This is a genomic window from Mesorhizobium sp. WSM4813 (genome assembly GCF_055811555.1).
The window spans coordinates 1-21,008 of record NZ_JBVVQU010000042.1 but is presented as its reverse complement, the minus strand read 5'-3'; the positions used below and the strand labels follow the sequence as shown (position 1 = coordinate 21,008).

General features: G+C 59.0%; 18 protein-coding genes, 1 tRNA gene and 3 pseudogenes. 13 read left to right on the top strand and 9 right to left on the bottom strand.

The window, feature by feature from the left end:
* The first annotated feature begins 6 nt into the window (after positions 1-6).
* The 9 genes and pseudogenes from hisD to AC0L25_RS22450 form a co-directional block, all read left to right on the top strand.
* The gene (gene hisD / locus AC0L25_RS22490) at positions 7-1,299 is read left to right on the top strand and encodes a histidinol dehydrogenase (RefSeq protein WP_473597525.1); all 1,293 of its coding nucleotides are present in this window, start codon (positions 7-9) and stop codon (positions 1,297-1,299) included.
* 6 nt (positions 1,300-1,305) lie between these two features.
* The gene (locus tag AC0L25_RS22485; RefSeq protein WP_258121975.1) at positions 1,306-1,791 is read left to right on the top strand and encodes a UPF0262 family protein; all 486 of its coding nucleotides are present in this window, start codon (positions 1,306-1,308) and stop codon (positions 1,789-1,791) included.
* A gap of 1 nt (position 1,792) precedes the next feature.
* On the top strand, positions 1,793-2,260 hold the full coding sequence (locus AC0L25_RS22480) for an arsenate-mycothiol transferase ArsC (RefSeq protein ID WP_473597558.1): 468 nt from the start codon (positions 1,793-1,795) through the stop codon (positions 2,258-2,260).
* A gap of 87 nt (positions 2,261-2,347) precedes the next feature.
* Entirely contained in the window at positions 2,348-2,566 is a 219-nt protein-coding gene (infA, locus tag AC0L25_RS22475; RefSeq protein ID WP_006200926.1) for a translation initiation factor IF-1, read from the top strand.
* Between the two features lie 27 nt (positions 2,567-2,593).
* Complete coding sequence (locus AC0L25_RS22470; RefSeq protein WP_473597524.1) at positions 2,594-3,220, top strand: Maf-like protein; 627 nt, start codon at positions 2,594-2,596, stop codon at positions 3,218-3,220.
* Between the two features lie 13 nt (positions 3,221-3,233).
* Complete coding sequence (gene yacG / locus AC0L25_RS22465; protein ID WP_456003026.1) at positions 3,234-3,431, top strand: DNA gyrase inhibitor YacG; 198 nt, start codon at positions 3,234-3,236, stop codon at positions 3,429-3,431.
* Positions 3,432-3,628: 197 nt separating this feature from the next.
* A tRNA-Phe gene (locus AC0L25_RS22460) sits at positions 3,629-3,704 on the top strand.
* Between the two features lie 213 nt (positions 3,705-3,917).
* The gene (locus tag AC0L25_RS22455; RefSeq protein WP_473597523.1) at positions 3,918-5,108 is read left to right on the top strand and encodes a tyrosine-type recombinase/integrase; all 1,191 of its coding nucleotides are present in this window, start codon (positions 3,918-3,920) and stop codon (positions 5,106-5,108) included.
* 190 nt (positions 5,109-5,298) lie between these two features.
* Positions 5,299-5,964, top strand: a pseudogene (locus AC0L25_RS22450) (IS256 family transposase); the annotation flags it as partial.
* A 477-nt stretch (positions 5,965-6,441) separates the two neighbouring features.
* Here AC0L25_RS22450 and ehuA read toward each other — a convergent pair.
* The 7 genes and pseudogenes from ehuA to AC0L25_RS22415 all read right to left on the bottom strand — a co-directional run.
* Positions 6,442-7,212, bottom strand: a pseudogene (gene ehuA / locus AC0L25_RS22445) (ectoine/hydroxyectoine ABC transporter ATP-binding protein EhuA); the annotation flags it as partial.
* Positions 7,213-7,318: 106 nt separating this feature from the next.
* Positions 7,319-7,987: an ectoine/hydroxyectoine ABC transporter permease subunit EhuD gene (gene ehuD, locus AC0L25_RS22440; RefSeq protein WP_473597522.1), complete on the bottom strand. Its 669-nt coding sequence runs from the start codon at positions 7,985-7,987 to the stop codon at positions 7,319-7,321.
* Complete coding sequence (gene ehuC / locus AC0L25_RS22435) at positions 7,984-8,655, bottom strand: ectoine/hydroxyectoine ABC transporter permease subunit EhuC (RefSeq protein ID WP_473597521.1); 672 nt, start codon at positions 8,653-8,655, stop codon at positions 7,984-7,986. Before ehuC ends, ehuD begins: the two co-directional genes overlap by 4 nt.
* Before the next feature lie 79 nt (positions 8,656-8,734).
* On the bottom strand, positions 8,735-9,619 hold the full coding sequence (gene ehuB / locus AC0L25_RS22430; protein WP_473597520.1) for an ectoine/hydroxyectoine ABC transporter substrate-binding protein EhuB: 885 nt from the start codon (positions 9,617-9,619) through the stop codon (positions 8,735-8,737).
* A gap of 344 nt (positions 9,620-9,963) precedes the next feature.
* Positions 9,964-11,133, bottom strand: a complete 1,170-nt coding sequence (locus AC0L25_RS22425; RefSeq protein ID WP_473597519.1) for a M24 family metallopeptidase — start codon at positions 11,131-11,133, stop codon at positions 9,964-9,966.
* 172 nt (positions 11,134-11,305) lie between these two features.
* A complete protein-coding gene (locus AC0L25_RS22420) occupies positions 11,306-12,793 on the bottom strand; it encodes an aldehyde dehydrogenase family protein (protein WP_473597518.1) in 1,488 nt (495 codons plus the stop codon).
* Between the two features lie 232 nt (positions 12,794-13,025).
* On the bottom strand, positions 13,026-13,448 hold the full coding sequence (locus AC0L25_RS22415; RefSeq protein WP_473597517.1) for an SET domain-containing protein-lysine N-methyltransferase: 423 nt from the start codon (positions 13,446-13,448) through the stop codon (positions 13,026-13,028).
* 506 nt (positions 13,449-13,954) lie between these two features.
* Between AC0L25_RS22415 and AC0L25_RS22410 the strand changes: the two genes are divergently transcribed.
* Complete coding sequence (locus tag AC0L25_RS22410; RefSeq protein WP_473597516.1) at positions 13,955-14,692, top strand: hypothetical protein; 738 nt, start codon at positions 13,955-13,957, stop codon at positions 14,690-14,692.
* Between the two features lie 376 nt (positions 14,693-15,068).
* On the top strand, positions 15,069-16,745 hold the full coding sequence (locus tag AC0L25_RS22405; RefSeq protein WP_473597515.1) for a GMC family oxidoreductase: 1,677 nt from the start codon (positions 15,069-15,071) through the stop codon (positions 16,743-16,745).
* Between the two features lie 1,026 nt (positions 16,746-17,771).
* On the opposite strand, the gene AC0L25_RS22400 is transcribed toward AC0L25_RS22405, so the two are convergent.
* Both AC0L25_RS22400 and AC0L25_RS22395 read right to left on the bottom strand, forming a co-directional pair.
* The gene (locus AC0L25_RS22400) at positions 17,772-18,191 is read right to left on the bottom strand and encodes a DUF2267 domain-containing protein (RefSeq protein WP_473597514.1); all 420 of its coding nucleotides are present in this window, start codon (positions 18,189-18,191) and stop codon (positions 17,772-17,774) included.
* Positions 18,192-18,378: 187 nt separating this feature from the next.
* A complete protein-coding gene (locus AC0L25_RS22395; protein ID WP_473597513.1) occupies positions 18,379-19,308 on the bottom strand; it encodes a 2-oxoglutarate and iron-dependent oxygenase domain-containing protein in 930 nt (309 codons plus the stop codon).
* 496 nt (positions 19,309-19,804) lie between these two features.
* On the opposite strand from AC0L25_RS22395, the pseudogene AC0L25_RS22390 reads away from it, so the two are divergent.
* Positions 19,805-20,214 (top strand): annotated as a pseudogene (locus AC0L25_RS22390) (transposase family protein); the annotation flags it as partial.
* Positions 20,215-20,545: 331 nt separating this feature from the next.
* Complete coding sequence (locus AC0L25_RS22385) at positions 20,546-20,779, top strand: helix-turn-helix transcriptional regulator (protein WP_473597512.1); 234 nt, start codon at positions 20,546-20,548, stop codon at positions 20,777-20,779.
* Positions 20,780-21,008 lie beyond the last annotated feature (229 nt).

The window sequence follows — 21,008 nt, the reverse complement described above, 5'->3', positions numbered from 1 at the left end:
CACAAGATGGCCATCACCCTTCGTCTGTCCGATGCCGATTTCGAGCAGCGTTTTGCCGCGTTCCTTTTGACCAAGCGCGAGGTCTCGGCGGACGTCGACGCCGTGGTGCGCGCGATCATCGCGCGGGTGCGCGCCGAGGGTGACGCGGCGCTCATCGACTACACGCAGAAATTCGAACAGGCCGATCTGAAAGGCCTCGGCATAGCCGTGTCGCAAGACGACATCGCAAACGCCTACGGTGCGGCCGATCCGGAGACGATCGAGGCGCTCAAATTCGCCCGTGACCGGATCCGTTCCCATCACGAGCGGCAGCGGCCGCAGGACGACCGCTATACGGACGCTGCCGGCGTCGAGCTCGGCTCGCGCTGGACGGCGATCGAGGCGGTCGGGCTTTATGTGCCGGGCGGCACGGCGAGCTATCCAAGCTCGGTGCTGATGAGCGCCGTACCGGCCAAGGTCGCCGGCGTCGAGCGCATCGTCATGGCGGTGCCGGCGCCCGGCGGCATCATCAATCCGCTGGTGCTGGTGGCGGCGGATCTGACCGGCATATCCGAAATCTACCGCGTCGGCGGTGCGCAGGCGATCGCAGCGCTGGCCTATGGCACCGAGACGATAAAGCCGGTCGCCAAGATCGTCGGTCCCGGCAATGCCTATGTCGCCGCGGCCAAGCGCCAGGTGTTCGGCACGGTCGGCATCGACATGATCGCCGGGCCTTCGGAAGTGCTTGTCGTGGCCGACGGCAGCAACGATCCGGAGTGGGTCGCCGCCGACCTGCTCGCCCAGGCCGAGCATGACGTTTCGGCGCAGTCGATCCTGATCACCGACGATCCTGCCTTCGGCGAAGCGGTCGAACAGGCGGTCGAACGCCAGTTGAAAAACCTGTCGCGCGCCGAGACGGCGGCGGCGAGCTGGCGCGACTTCGGTGCCGTCATCCTTGTTCCCCGAATCGAGGCAGCACTGCCGCTGGTCGACCGCATCGCGGCCGAACATGTCGAGCTTGCCATCGACGAGCCGGAAGCATTCCTGGCGCGGATGCGCAATGCCGGTGCGGTGTTTCTCGGCCGCCACACGCCGGAAGCCATCGGCGACTATGTCGGCGGATCCAACCACGTGCTGCCGACGGCGCGCTCGGCGCGCTTCTCGTCCGGGCTTTCGGTGCTCGATTTCGTCAAGCGCACCTCGATCCTGAAGCTCGGGCCGGAGCAGCTGCGGGAGCTGGCGCCGGCGGCCATCGCGCTGGCCACAGCGGAAGGCCTCGACGCGCATGGACGCTCCGTCGCCATACGGCTGAACATGTAGACTGATATGTCGGACTACGATCGAACCCATGCCAGGCTGATCGATGTCGAACTCGACGAATCGATCGGCCGTTCGACGCCCGATGTCGAGCATGAGCGGGCGGTGGCGATCTTCGACCTGATCGAGGAAAACAGCTTCCAGCCGGTCAATGACGACGGCGCCGGGCCTTATCGGCTAAAACTGTCGCTGGCCGAATCCCGCCTAGTCTTCGCGGTGACGCGTGAGGACGGCGCGGCCGTGGTCACCCACATCCTGTCGCTGACGCCGCTCAGGCGCATCGTCAAGGACTACTACATGATCTGCGAAAGCTACTACGACGCCATCCGCACCTCGACTCCCAGCCAGATCGAGGCGATCGATATGGGCCGGCGCGGGCTGCACAATGAAGGCTCGCAGACGTTGATGGACCGGCTGGCCGGCAAGATCGATATCGATTTCGATACGGCGCGCCGGCTGTTCACGCTGGTCTGCGTGCTGCACTGGCGAGGCTGAGCTGCCAGCCCCTCTGCCCCGCTCGATCCTGCCCCGCTCGATCCTGTTTGTCTGCGGCATGAACGCGGTGCGCTCGCCAATGGCCGAACTGCTGACGCGCCAGGTGCTTCCGGCCACCACCTTCGTGGCGTCGGCCGGAGTGCGCGGCGGCGAACGCGACCCGTTCGTCGACGCCGTGCTGGCCGAGGACGGGCTGTCGCTGGGTGAACGGCACCCGAGGACACTGGACGATCTCGAGGACGACTATTTCGACCTGATCGTCACGCTGTCGCCGGAAGCCCATCACACCGCGCTCGAGCTTACCCGCTCGCTTGCCGTCGACGTCGAATATTGGCCGATGCCTGACCCGACTGGCGTCAGCGGCACGCGTGAGCAGATCATAGCCGCCTATCGCGAGGTGCGCGAACGGCTAAGGGCGCGAATCGGCCGCCGTTTCCTGGCGCCGGAAGCAAAAAACGGCGCTGATTAAGCGTGTTCACAAGCGCACGATTATCATATAGGTTCCGCCCAAATTCCGGCCGGGGCGCTGGGAATCCCATCCAAGCAAAGGTATCGAATGCCGAAGGAAGAAGTCCTCGAGTTTCCGGGTGTCGTCACGGAATTGTTGCCCAACGCGATGTTCAGGGTGAAGCTCGAAAACGAACACGAAATCATCGCCCACACAGCCGGCCGTATGCGCAAGAACCGCATCCGCGTGCTGACTGGCGACAAGGTCCTGGTCGAGATGACACCCTACGACCTGACCAAGGGCCGTATCACCTACCGTTTCAAGTAAGATCGTCAGAGTTCGGCCGGGATCGCGATGAGCATTTTGCAGAAGCTCGTGCTTGCCTCGGGTTCGCCGCGCCGGATCGAATTGTTGCAGCAGGCCGGCATCGAGCCGGACCGCGTGCTGCCGGCGGGTGTCGACGAGACGCCGCTGCGCGCCGAGCATCCGCGCTCGCTGGCCAAGCGCCTGTCGAAGGAAAAGGCCGAGAAGGCGCTGGCCTCGCTGCAGGCGGAAGAAGACTATGTGCCCAGCTTCGTCCTGGCCGCCGACACGGTGGTCGCCGTCGGCCGGCGCATCCTGCCCAAGGCCGAAACGTTCGAAGACGTCGCCAATTGCCTCGGGCTGCTGTCAGGTCGTTCGCACCGGGTCTATTCCGGCCTCTGCCTGATCACGCCGGGAGGCAAGCTGCGCCAGCGGCTGGTCGAGACCAGGGTGCGTTTCAAGCGGCTGCCGCGCGCCGAGATCGACGCCTATGTCGCCTCGGGAGAATGGCGCGGCAAGGCCGGTGGCTACGCCGTCCAGGGCCTCGCCGGCGCCTTCGTCGTCAAGCTTGTCGGCTCCTACACCAACGTCGTCGGCCTGCCGCTCTATGAGACGGTGGCGCTGCTGACCGGCGAGGGCTTCAAGGTGCATGCCAACTGGCGGTCAGCTCGGCCATGATCTCGGGGCGACCATGAGCTCGGACGACAAGGTCACGCCGCTGCGCCCCAAGCGGCCCTGCCCCGAATGCGGCAAGCCGTCGGCGCGCGAGACCTACCCGTTCTGCTCCGCACGCTGCAAGGACATCGACCTCAACCGCTGGCTCAAGGGCGCCTACGTCATTCCGGCCCGCGACGACGAGGACGAAACTGACAACGACCCTCCCAAGTGAGGCTGTTCAGAGCAGCCTGCGGGCCTCGACCGCGCCCCATAAATCAGCCTGTCAGACAACTGTTCGTTTCCCGCCTGAAATCAACGCTTAAGCGCTGGACAGGTCGGATTCCCGTGCTATAACCCACGCGCTTTCAAGGGGCGCCTGCGGCGCTTTCAAGAAATCCGGTGTGCAGGACTGCCCGCGTGCCGGAACAGGCCCAGATAGCTCAGTTGGTAGAGCAGCGGACTGAAAATCCGCGTGTCGGTGGTTCGAATCCGCCTCTGGGCACCATCCCCTCTTCTCCCGACACTCCCTTTCGCCGAAGCTTCTGCGCTTCTGTTCCACAAACGACCGAAATCGTTCATCTTTTTGGGAAGGATGGCGCGATTGAGCGCGTTTCATGGAATTTCGGCGTATTTGATCTAACGGGGCGGAGGGCTGGTATTTCCGTTGGTACTGGACATCCTGATGGTATCGAAACAGCCAAAGGGAGGTGTCCCACAAATGGCCCTTTCCGACGTGAAATGCCGAAATGCCCGTCCTGCTTCCAAGCTACTGAAATTGTCTGACGGCGGCGGGCTCCAGCTCTGGGTGCAGCCCACCGGATCCCGCCTTTGGCGCCTCGCCTATCGATTTGACGGCAAGCAGAAGCTTCTGGCGTTGGGCAGCTATCCCCTTATGTCGCTCGCCGAAGCACGCAAAGCGCGCGATGACGCCAAACGTCTCCTCCTAACTGGCATCGATCCCGCACAGGAACGCAAGTTGCGAAAGGTCGGTTCGGCAAAGGACAGCTTTCGATCAATCGCCGAGGAATATGTGGACAAGCTGAAGAAAGAGGGATGTGCCGACCGCACTATCACCAAGGTCAAATGGCTACTCGACTTCGCCTATCCCACCTGTGGGCACAAGTGCATTCGGGACATTGACGCGGCCACTATCCTTGCTGCCCTTCGTAGCGTGGAGGTGCGCGGTCGATACGAATCGGCCAGGCGGCTGCGCTCGACCATTGGCAGCGTCTTTCGATACGCCATCGCCACTGCACGCGCCGACACTGACCCAACGTCGGCGCTGAGGGGCGCGCTCATTAGGCCAATAGTCACACCGCGTGCCGCCATTACCGATCCGAAGGCTTTGGGCGGCTTGCTGCGTGCGATCGAGACATTCAACGGACAGCCCGCAACCCGAGCGGCTCTGAAGTTGATGGCGCTGCTGTTTCCCCGCCCCGGTGAGCTTCGCGCTGCCGAATGGGGGGAGTTCGACTTCGACAGTTCGGTATGGACTATCCCGGAAGCGCGAATGAAAATGCGACGACCGCACCGCGTTGCTCTTTCAACGCAAGCTTTGAATATCCTGGCCGAGCTTAAAAAAATGTCCGGCGCCGAGACGCTGCTGTTTCCAAGCGTGCGATCGCCTTCTCGTCCGATTTCCGACAATACACTCAACGCCGCCCTGCGTCGCATGGGTTACAGCAAGAATGAAGCAACGGCCCATGGCTTCCGAGCAACGGCATCAACTTTGTTGAACGAATGCGGCAAGTGGCATCCAGACGCCGTAGAGCGACAGCTGGCTCATATTGAAAATAACGACGTTCGGCGCGCCTATGCCCGGGCGGAGCACTGGGAAGAGCGCGTCAAAATGATGCAGTGGTGGGCAGATTATCTGGAAATAATTGAGAACGCCGGAACGCGCGGGTAACTCAATCAGGTATGCGGGCAGCCAGCTGTCCGGCACGCATCGCGATCGTCCGGTTTGCGGTTGTGTGCGTCAAGTTCTTGTGTGGATGCCAGCCATTTTGCAAGGAGGAACCTGAAGCATTGGACATGTGATCGAGTGCGGTCATGTGTCAGGCCTTGATTTGCGGCCGTTCCATGTGCCGCGGGCCGGCCAGGCGGTGCTGGTGGCGATCGGGGTCGACTGGGAGGGCCGGCGCCAGGTGCTCGGTGTCGAGCTGGCCAACCGGGAAAGCCATTCGAGCTGGCGCGCGTTCGTGGCAGGGCTCAAGCAGCGCGGGCTCGCCGGCGTCGAGTTCGTCGTCTCCGACGACCATCCGGGGCTCAGGGCAGCGATCCGCGAAGTCCTGCCCGAGGCAGTCTGGCAGCGCTGTTACGTGCACTTCCTCAGAAACGCGCTCGATTATGTGCCGCGCAAGGTCGATGACGACTGCCTGATGGAGCTCAGATGGTTCTATGACCGGCGCGACCTAGCCGAGGTCAAGCGCGACCTGGCGCAGTGGATCGCCAAATGGCAGGCCAAATACCCGAAGCTGGTGGATTGGGTGGAGAACAACATCGAGGAGACGCTGAGCTTCTATCGGCTGCCGCTGCCGCATCACAAGCACATGAAGTCGACGAACATGCTGGAGCGGCTGAACCAGGAGATCAAGCGGCGCACCCTGGTCGTTCGCATCTTCCCCAACCCGCAGAGCTGTCTGCGGCTGGTTCGGGCATTGGCGGTGGAGATCCACGAGAACTGGCTCGAGGCGACCCGCTACCTCAACATGGATCATCTGCGCGAGCACAAGAAGGAGAACCTGAGGGCATTGGCCGCCTGAGACGCGGCTCGCCATGTCCGCCGCTCCGCTAAACACGGGGGCTGCGCGGCGGACACGCCAACGTCACCGCTGAATGCCACGCCATTTTTGCAGAACTTGACGCACACAACTGTAGCGCACTTCCCTGCACGGACCTCGTAGGCAGTTGCGATTGGAGGCCTTGGAGAACCCGCTGCCTGAGTATCCTGGGGAAGGCCGCCGGGTTCTGGTGGCCCGGCGAAGGACCATGCCTCGGATGCGGCGGCAATTTGTGAGGCAGTCTCTCGGCCAGCATACACAGAAAAACTGGGAGGGATCAGGTCGGCCTGTAATATCTGCGCGGATCGGATGACGTCAGCATGAACAAGGGCCGAGCGACGGCTTATGGGGCAACATCGGCCTCAATCACACCGCCTAAACATGAGCCGCGCCGCCAGTATACGGCCGGGGTGAGGATGATGCGGTCGGGCTCCTACCGTCCGGCGGCGCTAGGTATTTCGCCTCCAGTACGGCGCTGAGGAACTGCCGCGTCCGCTCGTTTTGCGGATTGCCTAAGAGCTGGTCGGGCGGGCCCTGCTCGACGATCTTGCCGCCGTAGAAGAAACAGACCCGGTCGGAGAATTCCTTCGCGAAGCCCATCTGGTGCGTGACCATCAGCATAGTGAGGTCAAGCTCGGCGCCGAGCTTGCGGATAACGTTGAGCACCTCCCCGATCAGCTCCGGATCGAGCGCCGAGGTCACTTCGTCGAACAGCATTACCTTGGGCCGCATGGCCAGCGCACGAGCGATCGCCACGCGCTGCTTCTGTCCCCCGGAAAGCTGGATGGGGAAGTGATTCTTCTTGTCGCTGAGCCCCACCATGTCGAGCAGTTCGGCGGCGCGCGCCTCAGCCTCCTTCTTCGGTAGCCCGAGCACGGAAACCGGCGCCTCTATGCAGTTTTGCAGCGCCGTCATGTGCGGGAACAGATTAAAGTGCTGAAAGACCATACCGATCTTGCCGCGCACGCGCCTGAGATGCCGATCGCCCGCCGGCACCATCTGGCCCCTCTTCTGCACGTGCGTCAGCGGCTCACCGTCGACCCATATCACCCCCCTGTCAATGCGCTCCAGCGTCATGAGCATGCGCAACACCGTGGTCTTGCCCGACCCAGAAGGGCCGATGATGCAAACCTTCTCGGCGCGGGAAATGTTGAGATTGAGTTCATTAAGCACCGTCAGCGCGCCGTAGCGTTTTGTGACGTTCTCGAAGCGGACCATAGGTTCGTTCATGACCTTCCCGTTGCACGGGATGTCGGGATTGTCCAGCACGGGCAGCGCTCCATAGCGTATTGCGAAGTTCTCGAAGCGGACTCTTGGCTCGCTCATGACGGACCTCCTACTGCAAATGATAGCGGCGGTTGAGCCACAGGCTAACCGATTGCAAGATGGCGGAAGCGACCAAGCTGAACACGAGAAAGAAGAAGCCGGCCATGATTATGGCCTCGGTATAGCGGTAGTGCTCGGCCCCGAAATTCTTCGCCTGCTGCAACATCTCCAGGATCGCGATGGCCGCTAGGATCGGCGTCTCCTTGAACATGCCGACAAAGTAGTTGCCCAGGCCGGGCGCGATGGGCGGGATCGCCTGCGGCAGGATGATGGTGCGCCAGGTTCGTCGCCTCGACAGGTTGAGCGCCGTGCATGCCTCCCACTGGCCTTCTTCCACAGCCAGAATGCCGGCACGATACACCTCTGAGCAATAAGCGGCGTAGTGGATGCCGAGCACGCCGATGCCAGCGATCCAGGTGGGGATGACGATACCAAACTGCGGTCCCACGAAATAGACGAAGAACACCTGCAGCAGCAGCGGGGTGGAGCGGATGAACTCCACGATCTCCGTCACGGCTGTGGACACGTAGCGGTTCGGCGACTGGCGGATCAGCGCGAAGACCAGGCCCAGCACCAGCGCGATCGCGAAGCCGAGCAGTGTAGCCTGAACCGTAACAATCGCGCCGCGGTAAAGGTACGGCAACGCTTCCCAGACGTAGGACCAGTCCCATATGCTCATGACAGCACCTGCCGCACGAAGCCACTTGATAGACGACGCTCCAGCCAGCGCACGAAAGGAGTGATCAGGGCGCGCGCGATGACGTAGTAGCCAAACAGCGCCACCGCGAAGAACAGCAGGTAGTTGCCTGTGGCGTCGGCTGCCAGCTTGGAGGCGGCTGTAAGCTCGGTGATGGTGATGAAGAAGATGAGCGAGGTCGACTTAAGCAGCTCGATCAGTAGGTTGCCCCAGGGCGGCAGCATGATCCGGACCGCCTGCGGCAACACGATGCGGCGCATCATAGTGAGCCGTGGGAAGTTGAGCGCGATGCTCGCTTCATACTGGCCGCGGTCGACCGCCTGGATGGCAGCGCGTACCAGCTCGGCGCCGTACGCGGAGACGTTCATGCCGATGCCGAAAATTGCGACGGTCCACGGCGCTAGGGCGACGCCGAAGATCGGCAGCACAAAGAACAACAAGTACACCTGCACCAGAAGCGAAGTTCCGCGGAAGAATTCGATATAGCCAACCGCAAACCAGCGCAGCGGCCAAAGGGGAGAGACCCGGAGCAGGCCAGCGATCAGCCCGAGTACAATCGCAACCAGAGATGCGCTGAAGGTTACGACAAGCGTGATCAGAGCGCCCTTGACGAGCGCCGCCACGCTGAAGCCAAGCGCGAATTCGTTCATGTCCTTGCTCCCCGCCGAGCGCCTCCCCTGCCATGACCGGGGAGGCGCATCAGGTTTGGAAAACTGCTGACGCCGGGCATCACTCCTTGCAAAGCTCGGCGGTCGTGGTGCCATCCGGCAGGTGGATTTTAGTGTAGCCGTACTTGCCGACCGACTTCATCATCTCGTCTGAGCCGATATAGTCCTTCAACACCTTGTTGAAGGCGTCGACCTCGGCCTGCTGGTTGGGCAGGAAGGCGATACCGGAGTAGCCAGGTTTTTCCGCCGGGCTGTACGGATCGGCCAGTTCGACGCTGGCGTCCTTGTCGGCGAGATCCTTCACGGTGAAGTAGAAGGCCGAGCCCCCGGCCGCGCGGCCGGCTTTCACCGCCTGCAGGATTTCGGCCGGGCCGGCGACTTGTATGATACGATTTTCCGGAATGCCGACGTCTTTGGCGGTCTTAACCGTCTCGTAGCCGGCGGCGGTGACCAACGTTAGGCCCTTGTCACGGATATCGCCGAAGGAGTGCAGGTCTTCAGGATTGCCCTTCAGCACAAGCAGGCCCTCGGTGAACTTTCCGATCGATTCGGAGAACAGCACATTGCGGCAACGCTCGGGCAGGATGTACATGCCGCCGGTGATGATGTCGAAGCGACCCGCCTGCAGGCCAGGAATGAGCGAGCCCCATTCCGCGACTATCGGCTCGATCTTGGTGGTGCCGAGCTTCTTGAGGATGTCGAGCGTGATGGCGATGAAGAAGCCGAGCGGCTCGTTGTTTTTGCCCGGATAGGCCGAGGGAGGGGTGTTGGAGAAGCCGATCCGGATCGTCCCTCCGCTCTCGATCTTCTCGAGTAGGGACTGCGCCGAGGCGGAACCGGCGAACCAGGCGGTTGCCAGCGCCGCCACACCCAAAGCAGCCATACCCTTCAGAACAGCACGCCTGAACAGATCACCCCTGTGCTCAACGTATTGCCACTTGTTCATTAGTAATTCGCTCCGTTCTTTCTCGCCGCTGGTCACCGTGAGGCGACTTCATATCCATCCGATGACATAGATCATGATGCGGCGATTGCCTTGCTATGCGGCTTAACATTGCGCCCCGGTAACCCTGGTTGGTGCAACTTGCCCATCGTTGATGGCTGACCATTCAGTGCCCACTTCGTGAATATAGCGGCACAAAGGGCTGCTTTGTGCGACCTAGTGCAGCGGCGAGTGAGCGAGGGGGCTTAGAAACTTTCCTTTAATGTTGCACGGGCCGATAACCGGGCGCTCAGTCGGCATGACAGGGCGCCAGTATGTTGAGCGTTTGAGGGATGCTGTTCGCGCGCTCAGTCCAATACGAAAAGTTGACGCGGCGCCTTTGTAAGAACCTCGACGCCGGATTCGGTGACGCGAATGCTTTCGCTAAGTACATAGCCGAAGTCTTCCTCGACCCAGGAACCAAGATGCAAGTGGAAGGTCATGTTGGGCTCGAGAACCGTGGTATCGCCCAGCTTAAGGCTGGTCGTGTTTTCCATCCAGTTGATACCCATGGAGTATCCGGCGCGCGACCGCTTCTTGAATCCGTGCTTCTCGGTCGTGCTGTGAATCATTTCGGCCACTTCTCCGCTGACGGCGCCGGCGCGGATTACATTCAGCCCCGCCTCAAGGCCGGCGAGTTGGGCTTCATGGATACGCAGCAAGCGATCGGACGGTTTGTCCAGGATATAGGTCCGGCAGATCGGAGCGTGGTAGTCATGTCGGACGCCAGCTATTTCGAGATTGACCTGTGAACCTTCGCGGAGGGTGTCCTCACTCCAGGTGGTATGCGGATTTCCAACTCGGGATGTGGCGCAGAGGTAGGGGGTTGCGATCCAAGTTCCGGGTTTGCCGTTTGCTCCGCGGACGAGCGTCCCGACAATTTCGGCGATGGCATCTGCCTCCCGCACACCGGGGCGCATAACTTCGGCGGCCCTAAGCACACCTGCATCCGAAATGGCAGCCGCTTCGCGCATAACGCTAATCTCGAGATCCGACTTGAGCGTGCGGATTCGGGTTACCACGGTCGAAAAGTCATCCATGCGGGCCTGCGGCAAACGCCACTTGAACTTTTCACCGGAGTAGAGCGTCAAGTTGCACATCTCGAACCCAATGCCGCACTGCCCCAGTCCCTGATCCAACAGGAAGTCAATCACCGCATCGTGACCGTCCTTGTCCGGGTCACCCATCAAATCTTCTGAGTAGCCTATAATGCTGTCACGTTCCATGAACGTTTCCTGGACGGCCGCAGCAACGTCCATCCAGCGCAGGATGAAGACCGGCTCTTCCCGCCAGCCAAGGATGACAAGACCGCGCGCGTCATAAGAGCGAGCAACCGACCCCGTGAGGTAAGTTATATGTGCGTTGTCTGTGACGACAACCGCGGTGATATCACGCTCAGCCATCTTCGCTTTCACCGCATTAAGCCTGCACAGATATTCCGAGCGCGGGAATACCTGCGGACCTTTGACTACTTGCATCAAAAACTCCCTCGGATGTGCCTCAGACTGTGTCTGGCCACGGCTAATGCGCCCTGCCTTGGGCGAACGCCGCCCCCTATATTGCCCTCGACTTCGCCACCTACAATTCACAGTTCGACAGGGACTGGATCTCCGCCGCGACACTTTAGGCTGGCGGATAGGATCGACTATGTTATTTTGCGCGCCTCTGCCTGCTGCTGCTTGATCCGGATGATGGTTGCGAGATCCGGATGCCGACGTTTCTCGTCTGAACGTAGCCGTCCAGTGCTTCCCTCCCCTTCTCCCTGCCGTAGCCGGACTGTTTTACTCCACCGAACGGCGTCTCGACGCCGCCGATATACCATCCGTTCACGTACACTTGGCCAGCCCAAAGCTGATCGGCGGTCCAAAGCGCTAGGTCAAGATCCCGCGTGAACACGCCCGCAGCCAAGCCCTGATCGGTGCCGTTCGCTAGATCGACGGCCATTACCGGATCATCGAACGCAGTGACGGCAAGAACAGGGCCGAAGACTTCTTTCTGGAAGAGACTACTCTCTTGCCCAACATCGGCAAAAACCGTGGCCGCCATGAAATAGCCGCTCCGCTCCGACAGTGCAGTTCCGCCGGTCACAAGCCGTGCCCCTTGCGAGAGGGCTGTCTGGCAGGCTCGTTCGACTCCCTGTCGCTGCCTTTCTGAGATCAAGGGGGTGATTTCGCAGTTCTCGCGTCCTGGACCAACCGACAGTCCTTCGACGCAGACCTTCACTCTCTCTACTAGTTCGTCTGCAACAGAACGTTCCACAAGCAGTCGTGTAAGGTTATTGCAATTCTGGCCGGCATTTAGAAAGGTCCCAATGCGCACCGCTTCTACGACGCCATCAAGATCGACATCGGAATACACAACCGCAGCCGACTTGCCGCCCAGTTCCATGATGCAGGGCACGATACGGTCCGATGCGGTCTTGAGGACCGTTCGCCCTGTTGCCATTGAGCCCGTGAAGACGATGTGGCGAACATCCGGATGGTTGATCAGCGCCTGGCCTGCCGTTTGCCCGTAGCCGCTGAGCACATTGACTGCTCCGGCAGGCAGCCCCGCACTCTCGCAGGCAAGTGCGATTTCAACTCCGGACAAGGGAGCCAGCTCTGGCGACTTCACCACCACGGAGTTGCCGGTTGCGATGGCGCACGCCAACGAACGCGCCGTCAGTTCTAGTGGACCATTCCAGGGGACGATCTGGGCGGACACGCCGAAAGGACTTCTGACAGTATAGTCGACTAAATTGGCCCCACGCGGGATCGAACGACCTTCGAGCTTGTCGGCCAGGCCACCATAGTACCTCAGGTATCTAATGGCGGTCCGAACTTCGTCGTGGGCGAGATCCAGTGCCTTCCCCGTCTCGGCGCAGTTAATTGTCGCGATCTCGTCGCTACGAGCTTCGAGTGCATCGGCAACGCGAAACAGCATTTGCCCACGATCATAGGGATGCATATCTATGAGAACGCGGTCGCGAAAGACGCGATGAGCGGCAGCAACGGCGATTTCGACATCTTCGGGCCCTGCTTCTGCTACGACGGCAATCGTCTCGGCATTCGACGGGTCATCGACCTCGATCCGTGTACCGGACAAGGAATCTCGCCACTTGCCATCGATATAATTTTTGGTCACGTCTGTATTAGCCATTCCAGTCCTCTTTCGACATCCCATCGGCGCTGCCGCCGCTTCACGTAGTGACCTCCTCGGGGCGGCTTTGGTCGGCACCCGATGGCCTGATAAGGTCCTTGGCTTGACCGTGACGCCGGTCACGATCGATAAGCGTGGCCGCTACACGTGGAGAGCCCTTTGCGGTGCGCCTGAAGCTCACCCGCACGTCTGGGCGGTGAAAGGCTCTATATCGCCGCGCAGCTCTTTGCGTTCATTCGATGAATTTGACCTTTGAAGGGTAATCCGGGATATTCTTGTAGCGATGAGTAATTTCTTCGTCCACCATTATATCTTTTATTGCAACAATACTTGCCCACGCGCCGGCGTCTCCATCGGTCCAGAATGTTTGTGCGTTTGGGTTCGAAGAATGATTCACTAACGAGATAAAACCGAAGACAACGTACCCCACCACCATATTAGCTCTTTCTCGCAGAGGATCATCTCTCACAAAGTAGTACTCGAGCAATCCTGTACGATTCAACATGTCTGCTTCATCACCTTCGAACCCCCATGTTGGGGCGCGATCAATTACATCTCCCGCCTTGAATGGAACATTTGCAAATACGCCGCGACCTTTGCAGGGAACGTTTTTAACATACACTGCATTGCAGCGGTCAAAGATCCTGTCGACCATATCTGGTTCCTCCTTGGTGATCGAACGTTCCTTACGTTGTGTTCACTATGGCGAGTCCAGGCTTCCGGCCCGCTTCAGCAGTAATGCTGACGTCAAAGAAGTCCACTGGGAGCGCTGGGCACGTCAGACCCGGCAAATCCAGGTTACACCATCGGCACCATGCCTCCCATCAGGGGCTACCTCACAACAAGACAGCTCCTCGCTCAAGCCAACACATTGCTGGGATGTCAGTGCGCATCTTCTACCGGACAAAGCCAAGGCACTTAGATAGTCCGTATTCCCCTTCGTGAGACCTACCAAAACGCGTGGGTGATTTTCGGGTCCGTAAGACTTATCGTACTGACGTTCTGGTTTCTGACGCGTGCCTGTCGCTGGCCTCGGATGGACACCTCGAAAGCCTGGCCCTTGATTCACTGCGCCGGTGATTTGCGTGACGGCGAATGCGGACAGGTTGAGTCTATGGGCTGCTCATTAGAGAATTGGGCTTCAACGCGAGGAACTCGCAATTGAGTGATCATGTTACAATTTTTGACGCGTCAAAATACATTTCTTTCCTTGATGACGCAGCTCGCAAATCAGGTTTGCTATTCAGGATGGGTGAAAATTTCGAAGAGTACGCTGAGATTACCGCAAGTATTGTTGGAAAGGCCCGTACAGATCCGAACTTCCGGCCAGATTGTTCGCAGCTTGACGCTGGTCGTGCGTTTTGGATTGTCGGAGAAGACCGATCTGGCAAAGTAGCGCATGTTCAGGCGCTTCGGGTGGACGATTTGACGGCCACCAACTTGGCTAGACACCTAGAGTCATTGAAAGCCTTCTACGCGAATCCAAAGAGCCTCGCTGGCTCAGGCTCCTCATGCATTTGCCGGGCGCCCACCGCTCAAAAAATAACCCGATTGGTAGCTTATCACGGCGATATATGGCTCCGAGAGGATTTTAGGGGGCAGGGATTACCAAGAACGTTTGCGGGTATTGCATTTGGGTTGGCGTGGGTGAAATGGTCACCCGATTTCATTTATGCCCTTGTCCCTACTTGGTCAGTTGAGAAGGGAGTCGCCGATCAGTATGGTTATCTCCACGGAGAAGCGAACGGGGCCATTTTGAGTTTACCTGACCGCGGCATCGAAGAGGATGATTGGCTTGTTTGGCTAACGCGACGCGAATTGTCCCGGCTCATTAAAGTCACCGTGGCTAAGACGCTAGAGCTTTCTGCTTTTAGGCATACGCCTAGCCGGCGTTGCTGAATTAGTTGACAACATTCCGGCCGAGTGAAGAGCTCGAGAAGTTGGCCGATGGCGACTATGACAGTTTCGACCGTGCAGGCGGCGGCCTTAGGTCCCTGACCTCGGTTAAGACCTGCTCAATGGGGTCAGTTTGGGCCAATGCATAGAGAGGCGGATCAAGTTGGCAAGGACCTTGCGGGTGTCGTGGCGACAGCCTGTCGCTTGTGCGAGGGACCTGCGGGTGCCCGACTGCCTGGCCGAAGTAACCGGACGCGTCGATATTTGCCCCGTTCTCGATGATTGAGCGGCGGATGGCGCCCGCGTCGAGGAGGCAATTTGCCGAAGTCACACCTGCTACCCCTTGTCGGAGTATACAGATGGAAGCGAGGGACCGGCTTTGTTATTTGACTATATAATCGTCGGTGGTGGCTCCTCCGGATGTGTCATAGCGAACAGGCTATCGGCCAACGGAAGTCGCGTCCTGCTCATTGAAGCTGGTCCTGACTTTTCCCCTGATGCCATCCCTGATGATATCCTCGATGGCAATCCTACGAGGGCTTACTACAATCCTCGTTACCAGTGGCCGTCACTCAAGGCGACCATAGTGCAGGACGTCAGCAGGCGCACCCACTATGAGCAAGCCCGAGTCATGGGCGGCGGCTCTAGCATTAATGCTCAGGTAGCTAATCGGGGAGGCCCCGCGGACTATGACGAGTGGGCGTCTACCGGTGCGACGGGCTGGGATTGGGCAGGTGTCCTCCCATACTTCCGCCGACTTGAGTGCGATCTAGACTTTGACAATGAATTTCATGGCAACAACGGTCCACTGCCGATTAGCCGCGTGCGTAAAGCAGAATGGTCTGGCTTTATTCGCGCTGTATCGAGGGCTTATGAGGACAGAGGTATACCGTTCCGACCAGACTTTAACAGCGAGTTTGGCGATGGCCACTCAGTTGTTCCATTGACGAACCGCAACGGTCGTCGCGTCTCAGCTGCGATGGCCTATTTGTCGGAGAGCGTCCGAGCTCGGCCCAACCTGACAATCCTGCCCGAGACCACGGTCGTACGGCTAACCTCTTCAGCACGACAAATAACTGGCGTGGAGACCGAAAGTAAGAATGGCCGGCCCTCCTATCGCGCGTCAACGGTTGTCCTGTGTGCCGGGGCCATTCATTCGCCTGCCTTACTGATGCGATCCGGGATCGGTCCAGCTGAGCAGCTACTAAACCTCGGCATTCCAATTGTCGCAGATATAAATGGCGTCGGGAAAAATCTTCAAGAACACCCCGGGGTCGCCATCTCAGCGTATCTGAGCCCGGACGATCGCATGGCGGCTAACGCGACCGGCTACATTCAGATGCATGCTCGTTACTCGTCAGGCTACGAGGGCTGCCCGTCAACAGATATGGCCATCTCAGCCCTCGCAAAGTCGGCGTGGCATCCGATCGGCAAGCGCCTTGGCAGCTTGGCTTTTTGGGTCAACCGCGTCTACTCAACAGGAACGGTTTCGCTCAAGAATTCTTCTCATGCTACTGAGCCGGAAGTGAATTTCAATATGTTGAGCGACAAACGCGATGCTGAGCGATTGAAGGAGGCGTTTCGGTTTGTAGCACAGCTGCTTGAGCACAAAGCGCTGGTGCCGGTCGCCCTCGACCCATTTCCTTCTACCTGGACTGGGCGAGCAAAGCGGATCAGCAAGTACAGTCGCCTCAATTTGGGACTCACTTCCATTGTCGCAACGCTTATGGATCATTCCACGTGGTTGCGTCGAAACCTCATAAAGTCTGTGATCACTGATGGTCGCACCATATCAGACCTCCTCCAGAGCGACGAGCTTCTTGAAAGCTTTATACGCCAGAATGTCTTTGGAAACTTCCATCCGACTTCAACTTGCCGGATGGGACCTATTATGGACCCAACTAGTGTTACGGATCCGTTCGGTCGCGTCCACCGAGTGGCAGGCTTGAGAGTTGCCGATGCGTCGGTGATGCCATTTTGCCCTAGAGCAAACACGAATATCCCATCAGTCATGGTCGCAGAAAAGATGTCAGACGCGATGCTTAATGAGCGTTAATGGAGGCGTGGTTGCCGTTAGGGATAGTGTTGTTCGGCAGAGCAGTCCCAGACGTTCTGGCGCCTATAATTGGCTCGCGTCAGTCGGCTGCTCGGGAACAAGGCCATGACCGCTGCGCCTAAGCCCTCATGTCCCGCGATCTGTGTCGCTGCGCCGTAGTCTTCTGCTCCGACAAATTGTGGGGCGTGTCGCTAAACCCCTGCAATGCAGCGGGCAAGCTGCAGCTCTCCCGTATCAGGATTGGAGGAGATGGATGAACTGAAGCTTCGTACGCCTCCGGCGAAGGCAGCCTTTACGTGGCGAGGCTGCGCCCTTAAGTCGTCCTTACGAGCGTAGTTAGCAGCACAGCATGAGCCATGTGACGTTTATTGACGGGGCCGGAGCGGTGTCGGCGTCGGCGTTGGAACGAAGCGGATCAGTGTCGGATCGCCGGATACTGGCCGCGGCATTTGCGCCGGGGGCCACAGTTGCGGCGGTGGCGCGTCAGTACGATGTCGCGACCAGCCTGACCTAGAAGTGGCGTCGCCGGGGAGGTGCGGCTGCGGATTCCGCTGACCACGCCGCCAACACTGGTGGGGCGATGGTGAAGAAGCTAGGAATTTCATGATCCCGGTTCCAAGCGAGGTGCGATCTGGATGGCGGTCGGCCGGACCGATATGCGTCGCGGAATGCAAGGCCTCGCTCTGCAGGTTCAGGAGAGGTTGGGGCCGGGATCCGCATGCCGGCGATCTTTGAAGCTTCTAGCAGAATTGGAGGTGCCGCCAATTCGTCGGTCCGCCGATCAGCGAACTTGGAAGGATCGTCAAGGGCTCAGGTTCAAGTGAACCAGAGGCACCCCGCAACTCCCCCCAGCCTTCGATCAATAGAGGTGATCGGATTGGAGGCTAGCCCGCTGTCACAATCATTGGTTGGGCGGCTTCGAGTTCGTGCTGATGGAAACCCGACAAGTGAAAGGAGCGCTCAAGGTATTCGCCAGGATGCAGAGGTACGTTGGCTTCGCGTATACGCTGATAGGGCACAAGTCTCTCAGGTTGGCCAAAGGTCATGCAGAACTCTCGGAGTAGCAGCTTTGGCCTCTTCGATCTCTGCTGCAGACAAACGGTCCGCCAATTGGCCTAGGACCGAGCGGGCGACCTCTTCCGGATCCACTGCCGGGTCGCGGTGGACGCCGTCGTGGATCCGATCGAGAAACGAATTCCGGTTTTTGGCTATGGCGCGGCGGCCGGGATGCCAACCCTCGTAGTAAAAGCCGCGCAGTAAGGCTGGCAGCTGCGCACCCATGTACACGGCCTCGTCGCGACCCAGGCAGTCGCGCAGCGCGTGCAGCGTAGCGATCAAAGCTAAGAAAACCCGCTCGCGATCATGCCAACGAAGTCTCCACGCCAGATCGCTGACCCAATTCTGGGTCGCCTGCAACGCATAGGTGAGATCATGGCTCACGAACATGAGTATTTTTCTGTTCTCGAAGGTTGTCTAAGCGCTGCAAGGAACATGACTACAAACGCCTTCCGTCCGCCTGCCGCCGCGCTATACGCGCGACGCGGGACGGATAAAATTTTGCGTGAGTTCTCCCAGCGCATCACCCTCGAGGTGGTCGTCGCCATGAGTTAGGCAGCCTAGGAATACCGGACACTTACTGCAATTCTCGCGCGCGCCCGGCGCCATTCCCTGTTTCGACTGACTCGTAATTGCGCAGCATCATTTCCGCGACACTGAAGGCGTGGCGCCCTTCCCGCGAAGTCAGGCGCGCGTCGACGTCGGGATAGATAAAGAAGGGAAGCGAAATTCGGTCGGTCAGACCATTGTGAGCGACCTGATGCGGCGTACTCTTGAAGCGGTCGTCGCTCAAGACCTGAAGCATATCGCCCAAATTGACTACGAGACTGTCCGGCAGGCTCGGCACCGGCATCCAGCGCCCGCGCAACCACACCTGCAACGACCGGGTGGGGAGTTCCTCCTGCAGCAGCAGCGTGAAGAAGCCACCATCGGTGTGCTTGGCGCAGGTGCCGCCGCGAGCTGGATACCGAATTACGCGTTGCTCGAGCGTCGGCGGGCTGAAGTGCCGTTGGAACCAGCCCTGTTCCAAACCGATCACCTCGGCAAGCGCGGTTCCGAGCTGCGGGACGACTTCGCGGAGCACGGTAGCCTGCAAGGCAAGCAGGCTTCGCGCGAAACCAGGAGCCAAGGCCTCATCCGGAAACAGCGTGCTCCCGCCAAACGGACGGCGGTCGCCTTCGTTGTCGATTCCGAGATCGAACACTTCCTTCGGATCGCGGCCGGCGTCGGGATGTAGGATTTCCCCGTGCAATGGACTGTATCCACGGGCGATAGTGGGATAGATCCCTTGAGCTGCGTGACCGAAGCGTTCCTTGACCGACTGTGGCAAAGCAAAGAACCGCCGGGAGGCCTCGATGGCTTGCGCGATCTGCTCCTTCGGAATGCCATGCTCGACAAGGTAGAAGAACCCGTAATCCTGGCAGGCCATTTGTAGGCGCCGTTGCTCTCCACGTTCCGTTGCATCGGCCCCCAGTTTCGCCAGTGAAATTAGTGGTAGCGCGTCCATAATCGTTCATCCCTTGGTGTTTGGCCGTGTGAGGCGCCTGGAAACTTAGCAGTCACATCCTTGCCCGTGATGCATCTCCCATCGGCGATGGCTTGACATAAGTATTTTCTAACATGTTTTCGGCGACGACAACATCGTTAATTCAATAAGAATGCGCATCGCATTATAAATTGAGAATTACTATTGCTTAACATCTTTGCCTAGAAAGTTTCATATTGAAGTATATGAACCGGCGTTTGATATTAGTTTCGGCAAACGAACAAAGACGCTCGACAACACGCCGCAATTAAACCGGAACTCGTTCGACCTTCGCGCCGACTGCGCAAGTTGAACTTCCTAGACCTCTTGCCGGAAGACGAATCCAGACACGCTCCGTTGAAGCTTCTGATTACCTCTTCGGGCCAGGGTTCCGAAACGCGCGATGCCGGAGCGGATCTCCTGCGCGGGAGTCACACGCGTCCGGGTAGGCGATCCCAGTCGCAGGAGCGGTGTCCCGGGATACTTGCCTGCACGGCGCCAAGGCGGCAAGGATTGCCACCTAGTGATGGCGTTGCGTCGGAATGCGACCGACGGGCGGCTCTTGATGGTCACCCTGACGCCGGCCGATATCTCCAACAGCGCCGGCGCAGGTCCATTCTCGCCGGCGTCCGCAAGCGCTGGCCCTGGGTCAAGCACTTCGCCGACCGCGATCAGCTCAAGCTCATGGCAAGGGCCGCCTATCTCGACTTCTGCCGCGCCGCTGGGTGATCTAACGCACCTTCGGCTGGATGCCCGGCGGCAACGCCTCGTGCGCGACTACGAGCAGCGCTCGACGTCTCCCAGGCCATGATCCTCGTCGCAATGGCGGAACTGCTGCAAAGAACCGCTCATCCGTTAGTTTCGAGACCGACTCTGAGACCTAATTAATAAACACGATTATTTTTGACACTCCGCTGAGAACGCCGTGGGGTTTCGACTTTTCTCCTTGAAATTGTCTTTTGCCGTCTAAGCACATTCAATACCGTACTAAATTCACGCGACGAAAAATACCATAATATGTACTCCGTATTGCCTATGTTGCGCTCGCAGAACGGTGACGAAATACAAGTTTAAGGTAAAATAACCTCGACAATTGCAATCAGATGCTAGAGCGGTGTGGATTCAGAGCTGCCCAGCAAGCCGCGCAGAGCCGTAGCCTTCACCCTGGCAGTTTCGTGCCCAGTGACAACATTCTGCAAACCACTGCGGAGGAGAGACTGTGGAACACCGGCGGATCAGCGGTTTCGAGGAGACACCCACCCTTTCTCCAAGAGAAAAGGAGTGTATCCTGTGGACGGCCAAAGGGAAATCCTCCTGGGAAATTGGACAAATTTTAGGTATATCCGTAAACACTGTTAACTTCCACATAAAGAACGTAATGAGAAAGCTAGATACTATCAGCAGAACTACAGCAGCTATAAAAGCGATACAACTTGGAATTATCGATTTGTAGTATCGGCATCGAAGTCTCTTGCGCAATTACCGCGCCAAAGTCACGACCGTAATTCCTCGGAGAAGGCCCTCTCACCAATCGGTCCACTTTAACATTGTGGCAGGAGTTTTCTTGGACCTGAATCTGTCCGGCAGGCGGGTGCACTAACTGGGCTAGAGCACGTCCCGTGATCGATGAATCGATTGTGATGTGACGACGAGCTTCTCCGGTGATTCAACATCCACCTTGA

Excerpts from the sequence above, each read along its gene's own strand:
- hisD (WP_473597525.1), top strand. The coding sequence starts at position 7 with ATGGCCATCACCCTTCGTCTGTCCGATGCCGATTTCGAGCAGCGTTTT.
- AC0L25_RS22485 (WP_258121975.1), top strand. The coding sequence starts at position 1,306 with ATGTCGGACTACGATCGAACCCATGCCAGGCTGATCGATGTCGAACTC.
- infA (WP_006200926.1), top strand. The coding sequence starts at position 2,348 with ATGCCGAAGGAAGAAGTCCTCGAGTTTCCGGGTGTCGTCACGGAATTG.
- AC0L25_RS22470 (WP_473597524.1), top strand. The coding sequence starts at position 2,594 with ATGAGCATTTTGCAGAAGCTCGTGCTTGCCTCGGGTTCGCCGCGCCGG.
- yacG (WP_456003026.1), top strand. The coding sequence starts at position 3,234 with ATGAGCTCGGACGACAAGGTCACGCCGCTGCGCCCCAAGCGGCCCTGC.
- AC0L25_RS22455 (WP_473597523.1), top strand. The coding sequence starts at position 3,918 with ATGGCCCTTTCCGACGTGAAATGCCGAAATGCCCGTCCTGCTTCCAAG.
- ehuD (WP_473597522.1), bottom strand. The coding sequence starts at position 7,987 with ATGAGCATATGGGACTGGTCCTACGTCTGGGAAGCGTTGCCGTACCTT.
- ehuC (WP_473597521.1), bottom strand. The coding sequence starts at position 8,655 with ATGAACGAATTCGCGCTTGGCTTCAGCGTGGCGGCGCTCGTCAAGGGC.
- ehuB (WP_473597520.1), bottom strand. The coding sequence starts at position 9,619 with ATGAACAAGTGGCAATACGTTGAGCACAGGGGTGATCTGTTCAGGCGT.
- AC0L25_RS22425 (WP_473597519.1), bottom strand. The coding sequence starts at position 11,133 with ATGCAAGTAGTCAAAGGTCCGCAGGTATTCCCGCGCTCGGAATATCTG.
- AC0L25_RS22420 (WP_473597518.1), bottom strand. The coding sequence starts at position 12,793 with ATGGCTAATACAGACGTGACCAAAAATTATATCGATGGCAAGTGGCGA.
- AC0L25_RS22415 (WP_473597517.1), bottom strand. The coding sequence starts at position 13,448 with ATGGTCGACAGGATCTTTGACCGCTGCAATGCAGTGTATGTTAAAAAC.
- AC0L25_RS22400 (WP_473597514.1), bottom strand. The coding sequence starts at position 18,191 with ATGTTCGTGAGCCATGATCTCACCTATGCGTTGCAGGCGACCCAGAAT.
- AC0L25_RS22395 (WP_473597513.1), bottom strand. The coding sequence starts at position 19,308 with ATGGACGCGCTACCACTAATTTCACTGGCGAAACTGGGGGCCGATGCA.